We start from the raw sequence: 11,346 nt of genomic DNA on the forward strand, positions 1-11,346 counted from the left end.
CAAGCCACATATCGAAGATCAACTGGATCGGCGAGCGCACGCAGGCCGCCGGCCGCCCGAGCGGGGGCGGTGGGTGGCCGTCAGCCGGCGAGCAGCTGGGCCTGGAAGAGGCGTGAGAGGGGCGGCAGGTGGTGGCTTCCGTCGGCGGCGACCTCGAGGAAGCTCGTCTCGACCAGCTCGTCGAGCGCGTCCTCGGCGTCGGGCCGAGAAGTGATCACCGACGTGAGCGAGAGGAACACCTGAGCGGCGCTGGGGGAGAGCCTGGCATAGGAAGGGCCGAGCGCCTCCGCCGCCAACTGCCCCGGCGCCCGCTCGGTCTGTGCGGTCAACCGGTCGGCGGCGGCGCGCAGGAGGAGGGGGACGCCGTGGCATTCGCGGGCGGCTTCGGCGATCTCGGCTTCGGGGAAGCCGCCGGGGAGCATTGCGGTCAGGGCGGCGACCGCCTCGGGTGGGGGCAGGGCGTTCAGGTGCAGGCGGTGGACGCCCTCCAGGCCGGTGAGAAGGCGCCGGCTGGTGACGATCGTGAAGCTGGGGCCGGATGCCGGGAGCAGCGGCCGGATCTGGGCCTCGTTCGCCACGTCGTCGAGGATCGTCACGCCGGTCCGCCGTTCCAGCCGGGCCCGGAAGAGCGCAGCCCGATCCTCGGCCCCGCTCGGTACCTCGGCCGCCGGCACGCCCAGGGCCGGCAGCGCCGAAGGCACTGGATCGGCAGGTTCAGCCATGGACGAGCGGAACGGCAGAATCAGGGGCGCGCCCGCAAAAGCAAGGGCCAGGGCGGTCTTGCCCACGCCGGCCGTCCCGCAGATCACCATCACCGGCGCGTCACCGGCCACACCGCGCAATCGCGCTAGTTCCCCATCACGCCCGGCGAAGCCGCCGACATCCTGTTCCGGCTGCGACTGCCACGTCGGCAGCACCGCAGCCAGCGCAGCCACGGTGCTACGCCGGGGCGCGCGGCTGTGCCCCCGCTCCATGTCGCTGATGGCCCGCGGGCTGATGCCCGAAGCCGCGGCCAGCTCGGCGATGGTCAGGCCGGCGTCCTGGCGGGCCCGGCGCAGCGTGGCGCCGAACGCGTCCTGGCTCATCGCACCGCCCGCCCGTCGGCGGGCGTACCGGGAACACGCCTGGCTCCGCCGCCGCCGTGACCGGAACAGGCTGGTCACATCGTCGCACGGCGGCCGGCTACCGCATCGCCGGCATCTGCTCGAAGGACGGAGCGACCGCCGCCGGCTCACCGCATTGCCGGGACCTGTTCGAGGGGCGGGGCGGCCGCGGCCAGGGCCGTCGCCAGTTGGCCGCGGCTGGTCACGCCCAGCCGTGGGAACACCCGGTACAGGTGGGAGCTGACCGTCCGCGGCGAGATGAACAGGCGCTGCCCGATCTCGCGGTTGCTCAAGCCCTGCGCGGCCAGCACCGCGACCTGCAGTTCCTGGGCCGACAGGCTTTCGGTGGCCACCGGCCGCCGGCTCGTGGCGGCACCGCTCGCCCGCAGCTGCTCGCGCGCGGCCTCGGCCCACGGCGCCGCGCCGCAATGTTCGAACTCGTCGCGGGCGATCCGCAGCGGTTCGCGCGCGTCCACGTAGCGGCGCCGGCGGCGCAGCCACCGACCGTGGTGCAGGTGCAGCCGGGCCCGCAGCAGCACGGCCGCCGTCGGCAGCGCGGCCAGCGACGTCAGGTACCGCTGCTCGGCATCCCCGTCGTCGGCCAGCACCGCCTCGGTGTAGGTGAGCGCCGACAGCATCATCTCCGACGGCAACCGGCGGGCCAGCGACGGCAGTTCGCTCAGCAGCGCTCGCGCCGGTTCGACCGCGTCGGCGGCCACGGCGGCGTCGGCGAGGTCGGCCGCGACCTGCCAGCGACTCACCGAGTGGTAGTGGCGGTCGCCCGGCAGGAAGACCCGCCGCAGCAACGCGTACGCCTCGTCGGGCCGCCCGTCGAAGAGCGCCAGAAGCCCCTCGGCCTGCTGGGCCCGGACGGTGGCGAACGTCGTACGCGGGAACAAGCCCGCACCCCGCAGCTCGCGCACCAGGTCGTGGGCGGCCGTCAGGTCGCCCACGGTGGCCGCGGCCACCGCGGCCTTGGCGGTCAGGTTGAGCCAGACGATCCGCTCGCCGGTGTCGACCGCCAGGGCCCGGCCCTCGTCGGCCTCGGCCCGGGCCCGGTCGAGCTCGCCCAGCCACATCCGCGGCCCGGCGCTGGTGAGGGCCCGGGCCAGCATGAACAGCCGCCCTTGCCGCCGCCAGACACCGGCCGCGTGGCTGAGCAGCCGCGCGCTGTTCGAGAAGTCGCCCAGGACCATCGCCGCCGCGCCCAGGTAGTGCGCGGTCCGGCCGTCGCCCGCAGCAGTCGGGCCGAGCCGGTCGAGCAGGTCCACCCCGTACCGGTAGGGCTCGGCGAACGCCCGCACCGACAGCGCGACCGGGTCGTCGGAGGGCGGCGCCCACCGGATCAGGTCGGCCCGGGCCTGCTGGTCGGGTTCCTGGAAGGCGCAGCGGGCGCCGGCCGTCCAGAGCAGACCGTCGGCGACGTCGGGGGCGCCGTCCTGGCGGGCGGTTTCCGCGGCCCGCACCAGGTCGCCGACGGCGAAGGCCGGGCCGGCGTCGATCAGCATCAGCCGGGCCCGTTCCATCGGTCCGGCCAGGTCGAGGTCGGCCTGGTCGAGCAGGGCCAGGGCCTGCGGCCGGTCGCCGATCTCGGCCGACAGCTGGGCCGCCCGGATCAGCGCGGCGGTACGCCGGCGGGCCGAGCCGTGCAGCGCCGCGGCCTGGCGCAGCGGCGCGATCGCCGCGGCCGGCCGGCCTTCGCCCACGGCTGCGTCGGCGACGGCCTCGAGCTGGGCCGCGAGCGTGTCGTCGGGCCCGAAGGCCGCCTTGGCCCGGTGCATCAGTTCCCGCTCGGGCGTCCCGGCCAGGGCGACCGCGAACGCGTGGTGGGTGGCCAGGCGGTCGGCCACGGCGGCCCGCGAATAGACCGCGGCCCGCATCAGCGGGTGGCGGAACCGCAGGCCGGTGCCGGACGCGACGACCAGACCGGCGTCCAGGGCCTCCTGCAGCGCCTCGGTGACCGAGGCCGAGCCGGTCAGCGTGCCGGTGACCGTGAGCAGCAGGCCGAGCCGGGCGCCGGGTTCGGCCGCCAGGGCCAGCAGCAGGCTCCGGCCGGCCGGGCCGATCAGGTCGGTGCGGGCCGCGAACGCGTCGGCCAGGCGGTGGGTGAGCGGCAGGTCGTCGACGAGGCCGGCGCTGGTCCGGGCCACCTTGGGCAGTTCGATCAGGGCCAGCGGGTTGCCGGCGGCCCGGTCGGCCAGCAGCGACCGGGCCGACGCCGGCAGGTCGGGCGCCTCGGCCTCGATCAGCGCGGCCGACGCCGCCGCGTCGAGCGGCCCGAGGTGCAGGTCGGTGTGGTCGCCGTCCTCGGGCCATTCGTAGCCCGCGTGCTCGCTGCGGGCCGCGCCCGCGATCAGCACGGCGTGGCTGCGGGTCCGGCGGGCGGCGAACGCCAGCACGTCCCGGCTGGGCCGGTCGACCCACGGCAGGTCATCCACCAGCACCAGCAGCGGCCGGCGGGCGGCCGCCTCGGTCAGCCGCGCGAACAGGGCCAGCCCGGCCCGGTAGACGTCTCCGTCACCGGCGGATGCGCCCAGCAGCCGTTGCAGCGCGGCGAACGGGAACTCCCGCTCGTCCTCGACCCCGGATGCCGCCAGCACTCGGAAGCCACGGTCCTCGGCCCGGCCCCGCAAAGTCCGCAACAGCGCCGACTTGCCCACCCCCGCGAAGCCCCGGATCAGCAACGAGGTGCCCCGCCCGGCCACCACGTCGTCCAGCATCCGGTCCATCAGGCGAAGCTCGCCGTCCCTTCCAACGATCATCGAGTCCTCCTGTCCCCAGGAGCCCAGACAACCGTTCAGCAGGAACAACAGCCAGGCAGAACCGTATGCAGAATCAACGCCGGCGGCCCGGGGCACTGGAAACGCACTGCCCTGCTGTCGAATGGTAGGGCGTGATCATCATCTGTTCGGACATGTCAGGACAGCCGTTCGGCTGAATGGCGTCCTCCGATTGTGCGATCCGGGAAACCGGTCTATGTTTCGATTCAAACCGGTTTAGTAAATCCGAAGAGGGGTCATGACCAGGGCAGACAGGCCGACGATCCGCGACGTCGCCCGCGCCGCCGGGGTCTCCAAGGGCACCGTCTCGTTCGCACTGAACGGGCGGCCCGGGGTCTCGGAGGACACGCGCGAGCGAATCCTGACCGCGGCGCTGGAGCTGGGCTGGACGCCGAGCACGAAGGCCCGCGCGCTGTCGGTCTCGCGCTCGTTCGCCGTCGGCCTGGTGCTCGCCCGCGAGCCCGAACTGCTCGGCGCCGACCCCTTCTTCCCGGCCTTCATCGCCGGCGTCGAACGCACGCTCTCCGACCGCGGGCAGGCCCTGGTGCTGCAGGTGGTGCCCGAGTCCGAAGAGGAGGCGGGCTACCGGCGGCTGGCCGGCACCGGGCGGGTCGACGGGGTGTTCCTGCTCGACCTGCGCGTCGACGACCCGCGGATCGCGCTGCTGGAAGAGCTGGGTCTGCCCGCCGTCTCGATCGCGCGGCCCGACGGGCCCAGCGAGTTCCCGGCCGTGCTGGTCGACGACCGGCCCGGCATCGCGGCCGCCGTGCGCCACCTGGCCGAGCTCGGTCATCGCCACATCGCCCACATCGCCGGCCCGGCCCACTTCCTGCACGGCTCCCGCCGCCGCCGGGCCTTCGAGGAGGCGCTGGCCGAGGCCGGGCTGCCCGCCGGCCCGGTCGTCGAGGCCGACTTCTCGGCGGCCGGGGGAGCGGCGGCCACCCGTGAGGTGCTGGCGACCGGGGTGACCGCGATCGTCTATTCCAACGACCTCATGGCCATCGCCGGGCTGTCCGTGGCGGTCGAGCTCGGCGTGGCCGTGCCGGCCGAGCTGTCGGTCACCGGGTTTGACAACACCGATCTTGCGGCATACGTGACACCACCTCTGACCAGCGTCCGCACCGACCCGTACCTGTGGGGCCGGAAAGCTTCCGAAGCCCTTCTCGACCTCATCGACGGACGCACGGTGGACGACGTTCCCGTGCCCGCCGCTCAGCTTGTGATCCGGGCGTCCACCGCGCCCCCACCCCCTGGAGTTCGAACGGAGACACCATGAAACGCACCCTCCCGGCCGCGCTTCTCGCCCTTTCCCTCGCTGTCGTCGCCGGGTGCGACGGCAGCGGCGGGGGCGGGGACGCCGACCAGGCCAACGCCGCCACCGGCCCGATCACCATCTGGCTCTCGAACAACCAGGAGGAACTGGCCTGGGGCAAGGCCATGGTCGAGTCGTGGAACGGCCAGCACGCCGACCAGAAGATCACCGCCCAGGAGATCCCGGCCGGCAAGAGCTCGGAAGAGGTCATCGGGGCCGCCATCACCGCCGGCAACGCGCCCTGCCTGATCTGGAACACCGCGCCGGCCGCCATCCCGCAGTTCCAGAAGCAGGGCGGCCTGGTCGCCCTCGACTCGTTCGACGGTGGCGCGCAGTACATCGCCGACCGCACGGGCGACACGGCCGAGCAGTACAAGTCGCCGGACGGCAAGTTCTACCAGCTGCCGTGGAAGTCCAACCCGGTCCGGATCATCTACAACAAGGACATCTTCGCCAAGGCGGGGCTCGACCCGGAGAAGCCCGCCCTGGCCACGTACGACGAATTCCTCACCGCCGCCCGCAAGATCAAGTCATCCGGGGCGGCGCAGGCCGCGATCTACCCGGCGCCTTCCAGCGAGTTCTTCCAGTCCTGGTTCGACTTCTACCCGCTGTTCGCCGCCGAGACCGACGGCAACCAGCTCGTGAAGGACAACAAGGCCCAGTTCAACACCCCGCAGGGGCAGGCCGTGGCCGGCTTCTGGAAGACCCTGTACGACGAGGGCCTGGCCCCCAAGGAGATGTACAACGGCGACTCGTTCGCCGACAAGAAGGCAGCCATGGCCATCGTCGGCCCGTGGGCGATCAAGGTCTACGGCGACAAGGTGAAGTGGGGCACGGTGCCCGTCCCGACCAGCACCGGCAAGCCGGCCGACCAGATCAAGACGTTCAGCGACGCCAAGAACGTGGCCATGTACAGCGCCTGCCAGAACCGCGCCACCGCCTGGGAGGTCATCAAGTTCGCCACCAGCCAGGAGCAGGACGGCAAGCTGCTCGACGCGACCGGTCAGATGCCGCTGCGCAAGGACCTGCAGACCGCGTACCCCGACTACTTCAGCAAGAACGCGGCCTACACGCCCTTCGCCGAGCAGGCCGCGCGCACGGTCGAGGTGCCCAACGTGCCCAACTCCGTGGCCATCTGGCAGGCGTTCCGGGACGCGTACTCGGAATCGGTGATCTTCGGTAAGACACCGGTGGCCGACGCGTTCACCGGCGCCGCCGAGAAGGTCGACCAGCTGGCCAGCGGGTCGTGACCACGGCCGCTCCCGCGGCCACCAAGCGCAACCGGGCGGCGGGCCTCCTCGGCCGCCACCCGGTGGGCATGATCCTGGCCGCCCCGTACGCCGTCTATCTCGCGGTCATCTTCGCCTACCCGTTCGGGTTCTCGGTGTGGATGAGCTTCCACGACTACTTCTTCGCCGCGCCCGGCGCCGTCGTCGACCACCCGTTCGTCGGGCTCGACAACTACAAGGCGGCGCTGACCGACCCCGCGGTCGGCCAGGCGTTCAAGAACATCGTGATCTTCCTGGTCATCAACGTGCCGCTCACGACCGGGCTCGCCCTCGTGCTGGCGGTCGCGCTGAACCGGGTGGTCCATGCCCGTACGTTCCTGCGGGTCTCCTTCTATGTCCCGTACGTGACGGCCAGCGTGGCCGTGGTCGGCGTGTGGCTGTTCCTGTTCAACTCGGGCGGCCTGGTCAACTCGCTGCTCGGCCCGCTCGCGCCCGACCCGTCGTGGCTGGTCAACGAGGGCTGGGCGATGCCGGTCATCGCGTTCTTCGTGACCTGGAAGCAGCTCGGCTTCTTCATCCTGCTCTACCTGGCCGCGCTGCAGAACGTGCCCAACGCGCTGTACGAGCAGGCCTCGGTCGACGGGGCCAACGGCTGGCAGAAATTCTGGTCGGTGACCGTGCCCGCGGTGCGGTCGTCGACGGCCCTCGTGGTGATCCTGGCCCTGATCACCGGGGCCAACCTGTTCACCGAGCCCTACCTGCTGACCGGGGGCGGCGGCCCGAACGGGGCCTCGGCCTCGCCCGTCCTGATCATGTATCAGCGCGGCATCCAGCAGGGCGAGCCCGACTTCGCGGCCGCGCTGGGCGTGATCCTGGTGCTCGGCACGCTGGTCGTCGCGTACATCAACCGCCGGTTCATCGAAGGGCGGGACTGACATGAGGCGCTGGCCCAATGTGGTGCGCTATTTCCTCTTGTTCCTGGGCGCACTGATCTTCCTGTTCCCGTTCTATTACATGCTGATCGGCTCCCTGCAGTCGTCGCCCGACACCTCGGTCAAGGGCGCGTTCCCGACCTCGGGGCTGACCCTCGACAACTACAAGGACATCAACGAGCGGGTCGACCTGCTCGGCTCGCTGGTCAACTCGGGCATCTTCACCGGTGGCGTGCTGCTGGGGACGGTCGTCTTCGGCACGGTGGCCGGCTACGCGCTGGCCCGGCTGCAGTGGCGGGGCCGGGGCGTGCTGTTCGCGCTCGTGCTGCTGGTGCAGGTGATCCCGTTCCAACTGCTGCTGATCCCCCTCTACGTGCTGATCGTGCGCGGCTACGGGCTGGCCGACAACTACCTCGGCATGATCCTGCCGTTCGCCATCAACACGACAGCGGTTTTCGTGTTCCGCCAGTTCTTCCTGCAACTGCCGGACGACCTGTTCGCGGCCGCGCGGCTCGACGGCGCGGGCGAGGTGCGGATCCTGTGGTCGGTCGCGCTGCCGCTGGTGCGACCGGCCCTGCTGACCGCGGTGCTGCTCACGTTCATCGGGCCGTGGAACGAGTTCCTGTGGCCGTTCCTGGTCACCAAGGACGCGGACCTGCAACCGCTGGCGGTCTCGCTGGCCAACTACATCAGCAACGTGTCCGCGCGGGCGGCCAACCCGTTCGGCGCGATCCTGGCCGGCGCCTGTGTGCTGGCCGCCCCTGCGGTGGCGCTGTTCATCGCGTTCCAGCGGCAGTTCATCTCCTCCGACATCGGTTCCGGCGTGAAAGGCTGACATGGTTCCGTACACCCTGACCCGGATGGGCGTCGTGATGGCGCCCGAGACCGGCGATCCCCTCGAGGCCGAGGGGGTTCTCAACCCCGCCAGCGGGCGTACGCCCGACGGCCGTCTGTTCCTGCTGCCGCGCCTGGTGGCCACGGGCAACGTGTCGCGGGTCGGCCTGGCCGAAGTGAAGCTCGAGGGCGGCGTACCGGTGGGGGTCGAACGCCGGGGCATCGTGCTCTCGCCCGACGAGGGCTGGGAGCGTGGGCTCAACAACGCCGGCGTCGAGGACCCCCGGACGACGTGGGTGCCCAGCCTGGGCCGGCACCTCATGACGTACGTGGCCTACGGTCCGCTCGGGCCGCGGCTGGCCCTGGCCGTCAGCGAGGATCTGGAGCACTGGACGCGGCTGGGGCCGGTCCAGTTCACTTACCAGCCCGACCTCGACACCGACCTGAACCTGTTCCCGAACAAGGACGCGGTGTTCTTCCCCGAGCCGGTGCCCGACCCGGACGGGCGGCCGAGCTACGCGATGATCCACCGGCCGATGTGGGACCTGGGCTGGTTCCGGCCCGGCGAGGGTGTGCACCTGCCGGCCGGGATCACCGACGAGCGGGCCGGGATCTGGATCTCGTACGTGCCGGTCGACGAGGTGCAGGCCGACCTGAGCGCTCTGGTGCGGCCGCGCAACCACCGGTGCGTCGCCCTCCCTTCGTTTGAGTACGAGGCCTTGAAGATCGGGGCTGGGCCGCCGCCGCTGCGGGTGCCCGAGGGCTGGCTGCTTCTGCATCACGGGGTCACCGGCTACATCCCGCCCGGCTTCGACCCGACCAACCAGCGGGTCACGTACGCGGCCGGGGCGATGATCCTGGACCCGGCCGACCCGAGCCACGTGCTCGACCGGACGAGCGAGGCGATCTTCGTCCCGGAGACGGCCGACGAGCAGTCCGGGACCGTGCCCAACGTCGTCTTCCCGACCGCCATCGAAGAGGTCGACGGCGTGCACTACGTCTTCTACGGCATGGCCGACAGCAAGATCGGCGTAGCCCGTCTCGACCGCGTCCCGTCCTCTCCCGAAGGAGCCAGCCATGAAGCGCCGATCCGTGTTGCTGGGCAGCGGACTAGCCCTGACAGCGCCCCTGCTCAGCTCGACTCCTAGTTCCGCCGCGACGTCCCGGCTGACCAACACGGCCCATCTCGACTTCCTGCGCGACTCGGTGACGCCGCCCGCGCAGGCCGGCCACACCACCTATCGATCGTCGAGCGGCCTCGGCGTGCTGTGGACGTACGCCGAACCGAACGCGGACGGCACCTACCGCCGGATCGGCGGCGGCCCGTACGACGCGGCCACCGACACGTACGGGCAGGGCGCCTTCAACTCGGACGACATCGCGCGAGCGGCCGTGGTCTACATCCGCCACTGGAAGCAGACGGGGTCGGCGGCCAGCCGGACCGCGGCCTACGAGTTGCTGCGCGGGCTGACGTACTTCCAGACGTTGTCGTCCGGCTATTTCGTGCTGTGGATGCAGCCGGACGGCACGTTCAACGTGAGCCCCGAGCCGGTCGAGCTGCCCGACCCGTCCGACAGCGGGCCGTCGTACTGGCTGGCCCGGGCCATCTGGGCGCTGGGGGAGGGTTACGCGGCGTTCCGCACCGCCGACAAGGGGTTCGCGACGTTCCTCAAGGAGCGGCTCGATCTGGCCCTCGGGGCGCTCGACCTTTCCGAGTACGGCCGATGGCAGATCATCGACGGCGTCCGGGTGCCCGCCTGGCTGGTGGTGGACGGCGCGGACGCCAGCGCCGAGGCCGTGCTGGGCCTGGCCGCGTACGTGTCGGCCGGCGGCCCTTCGAGCGCGCGGCGCGTGCTGCGGCAACTGTCGGAGGGCATCGCGGCCTTGTCGGACGGCTCGGCCCGCGAATGGCCGTTCGGTGCGGTGCTGCCGTGGGCGTTGTCCCGGTCCGACTGGCACGCGTGGGCTTCACAGATGCCGGCCGCATTGGCCCGAGCCGGTCAGGTGCTGGGGTCCGAGCATTTCGTACGACCGGCGGTCACCGATTCGGCCGTGTTCACGCCGTGGCTGCTCACCTCGGGCGGCCCCGACAACGGCCGGCTGCCCGCGCGGATCGACAAGAACCAGATCGCGTACGGGGTGGACTCCCGCATCCAGTCGTTGATCGCGGTGGCCGGGGCGACCGGCCGCACCGGTTTCCGGCAGCTGGCCGGCATCGTGGCCGCCTGGTATTTCGGGGCCAACGCGGCGGGCGCGGCCGCCTACGACCCGGCCACCGGTCGTACGGTCGACGGCATCGCGGCCGACGGCACGGTCAACCGGAACGCGGGGGCCGAGTCCACGATTCACGGCCTGCTCAGCATGCTGGTGCTGGACGCCCAGCCCGACGTGGCGGCCCAGGCTCGGCAGGGCAACATCGTGGCCCGGGTCGGCTCGACCACCGTCGAGGCCGAGTCGGCGAGGCTGGCCGGCGGGGCCGCCGTGGTGACGCCACCGTCACCGTGGACGGGGGAATCGCAGTACAGCGGGGACAAATACGTGCGGATGCCGGCCGGGGCGACCGCCCGCTTCACGGTGCCGGCCACGGCCCAACCCCAGCTGGTGCTGCCGGTGGTGGACCTACGACCCGGCAGTGCGGCCGTCACCCGGTGGACTTCGTCGGGGCGGCCGTTGGGCGACGTGCGGCACGGAGACGTCGGCGCGCAGGGGAACTCGCCGGCGCCCGGGGCGTTGCTGCCGGTCACGCTGGCGAGCGAACTGCCGTCCGGCCGCACCGAACTGGTGGCCACGGCCGCCGGGGGAGAGGCCGTGGTGGACGCGGTCATCCTCGAACCGCTGGTGTCCCGCTACACCATCGGCGGCGGCGGTCACACGACGACGGTGTTGCGCAGCGCCGCCCGCACACCCCAGACCGTCACCGTCGACGGCCCGGCCACCATCGAGTCGTACGACGCCACCGGCGTTCGCCGCGCCCGCACCACGGGTTCCCGCGCGCTGGTGTTGCCCGGCGGCTTCACGATCGCCCGCCGCTAGGTCACTGGGCCGCGCGCAGCTTTCGGGCTGTGCGCGGCCCGGTCTCAGCTTCGCGTTTAACATCGGTTTCGTCGTTTTGGGGTCTTGACGTTGGTCTTCTTGATCGCTGGATGGCGTTGGGCG

The 11,346-nt window shown here is 71.9% G+C and carries 8 protein-coding genes; 6 read left to right on the forward strand and 2 right to left on the reverse strand.

Features of this window, described 5'->3' with window-relative positions; all coding sequences use genetic code 11:
* Positions 1–80: 80 nt before the first annotated feature.
* Positions 81–1,085: a helix-turn-helix domain-containing protein gene (locus tag M1L60_RS45085; protein ID WP_253243775.1), complete on the reverse strand. Its 1,005-nt coding sequence runs from the start codon at positions 1,083–1,085 to the stop codon at positions 81–83.
* 146 nt (positions 1,086–1,231) lie between these two features.
* Positions 1,232–3,865 carry an ATP-binding protein gene (locus M1L60_RS47635; RefSeq protein WP_274622936.1) on the reverse strand — a complete coding sequence of 878 codons (2,634 nt, stop codon included), beginning with the start codon at positions 3,863–3,865 and terminating at the stop codon, positions 1,232–1,234.
* Positions 3,866–4,121: 256 nt separating this feature from the next.
* Between M1L60_RS47635 and M1L60_RS45105 the strand changes: the two genes are divergently transcribed.
* Genes M1L60_RS45105 through M1L60_RS45130 form a run of 6 tightly spaced genes read left to right on the forward strand, consistent with a single transcriptional unit; the run spans position 4,122 to position 11,223 of the window.
* Complete coding sequence (locus M1L60_RS45105; RefSeq protein WP_253243776.1) at positions 4,122–5,159, forward strand: LacI family DNA-binding transcriptional regulator; 1,038 nt, start codon at positions 4,122–4,124, stop codon at positions 5,157–5,159.
* Positions 5,156–6,445 (forward strand): ABC transporter substrate-binding protein, encoded by a 1,290-nt coding sequence (locus tag M1L60_RS45110; protein ID WP_253243777.1) that lies wholly within the window; start codon positions 5,156–5,158, stop codon positions 6,443–6,445. The genes M1L60_RS45105 and M1L60_RS45110 overlap by 4 nt, the downstream gene beginning before the upstream one ends.
* The gene (locus M1L60_RS45115) at positions 6,442–7,359 is read left to right on the forward strand and encodes a carbohydrate ABC transporter permease (protein WP_253243778.1); all 918 of its coding nucleotides are present in this window, start codon (positions 6,442–6,444) and stop codon (positions 7,357–7,359) included. Before M1L60_RS45110 ends, M1L60_RS45115 begins: the two co-directional genes overlap by 4 nt.
* Before the next feature lies 1 nt (position 7,360).
* A complete protein-coding gene (locus M1L60_RS45120; RefSeq protein ID WP_253243779.1) occupies positions 7,361–8,191 on the forward strand; it encodes a carbohydrate ABC transporter permease in 831 nt (276 codons plus the stop codon).
* Position 8,192: 1 nt separating this feature from the next.
* Positions 8,193–9,338 carry a glycoside hydrolase family 130 protein gene (locus M1L60_RS45125; protein WP_253243780.1) on the forward strand — a complete coding sequence of 382 codons (1,146 nt, stop codon included), beginning with the start codon at positions 8,193–8,195 and terminating at the stop codon, positions 9,336–9,338.
* Entirely contained in the window at positions 9,268–11,223 is a 1,956-nt protein-coding gene (locus M1L60_RS45130; protein ID WP_253243781.1) for a hypothetical protein, read from the forward strand. The genes M1L60_RS45125 and M1L60_RS45130 overlap by 71 nt, the downstream gene beginning before the upstream one ends.
* Positions 11,224–11,346 lie beyond the last annotated feature (123 nt).

This window comes from Paractinoplanes aksuensis (assembly GCF_024137025.1).
Taxonomy (GTDB): domain Bacteria; phylum Actinomycetota; class Actinomycetes; order Mycobacteriales; family Micromonosporaceae; genus Actinoplanes; species Actinoplanes aksuensis.

What these genes read in the sequence shown, in the direction of transcription:
- M1L60_RS45085 (WP_253243775.1), bottom strand. Translation starts at nt 1,085, where the DNA reads ATGAGCCAGGACGCGTTCGGCGCCACGCTGCGCCGGGCCCGCCAGGAC.
- M1L60_RS47635 (WP_274622936.1), bottom strand. Translation starts at nt 3,865, where the DNA reads ATGATCGTTGGAAGGGACGGCGAGCTTCGCCTGATGGACCGGATGCTG.
- M1L60_RS45105 (WP_253243776.1), top strand. Translation starts at nt 4,122, where the DNA reads ATGACCAGGGCAGACAGGCCGACGATCCGCGACGTCGCCCGCGCCGCC.
- M1L60_RS45110 (WP_253243777.1), top strand. Translation starts at nt 5,156, where the DNA reads ATGAAACGCACCCTCCCGGCCGCGCTTCTCGCCCTTTCCCTCGCTGTC.
- M1L60_RS45120 (WP_253243779.1), top strand. Translation starts at nt 7,361, where the DNA reads ATGAGGCGCTGGCCCAATGTGGTGCGCTATTTCCTCTTGTTCCTGGGC.
- M1L60_RS45125 (WP_253243780.1), top strand. Translation starts at nt 8,193, where the DNA reads ATGGTTCCGTACACCCTGACCCGGATGGGCGTCGTGATGGCGCCCGAG.
- M1L60_RS45130 (WP_253243781.1), top strand. Translation starts at nt 9,268, where the DNA reads ATGAAGCGCCGATCCGTGTTGCTGGGCAGCGGACTAGCCCTGACAGCG.